Origin of the sequence: Pseudomonas sp. K5002, assembly GCF_013386655.1 — a bacterium.
Lineage (GTDB): Bacteria > Pseudomonadota > Gammaproteobacteria > Pseudomonadales > Pseudomonadaceae > Aquipseudomonas.
This window is the reverse complement of record NZ_JACARK010001009.1, coordinates 1-335: the sequence shown is the minus strand read 5'-3', so window position 1 is coordinate 335 and position 335 is coordinate 1. Positions and strand designations below refer to the sequence as shown.

At 60.3% G+C, this 335-nt stretch carries 1 protein-coding gene; it reads right to left on the bottom strand.

The genetic code is table 11. The annotated features are described in order from the left end of the window. Nucleotides 1-240: FadR/GntR family transcriptional regulator (locus tag HX846_RS32495; protein ID WP_178966982.1), on the bottom strand; the 240-nt coding region annotated here is incomplete at its 3' end. Nucleotides 241-335: the final 95 nt, after the last annotated feature.

Sequence of the window (335 nt, the reverse complement as noted above, 5' to 3'; positions counted from 1 at the left end):
CTGGTTGAGATAGGCGCCGCCGCTCGGGCCGGTGCGGGTGTTGACCAGGCCTTCGACTTCCAGCGCCTTGAGGGCTTCGCGGGCGGAGCCTTTGGAGCACTGGAAGCTTTCCATCAGTTCGCGTTCGGTGGGCAAGCGGTCGCCAGGCTTCAGGGCGTCGGTGACGATGGAGCGTTTGACCGACTCGACGATCACGTCGGAGAGCTTCTGGCGTTTGCGGCGCAACGGGCGGCTTAGCATGGTGTTTGATTGATCCTATTAATGCGGATTAATAGTACTTAATAGGGGTTTGGGGTGGGGCGTCAACGGAGGGGGTCGCTTTTGGTTTGGATGGG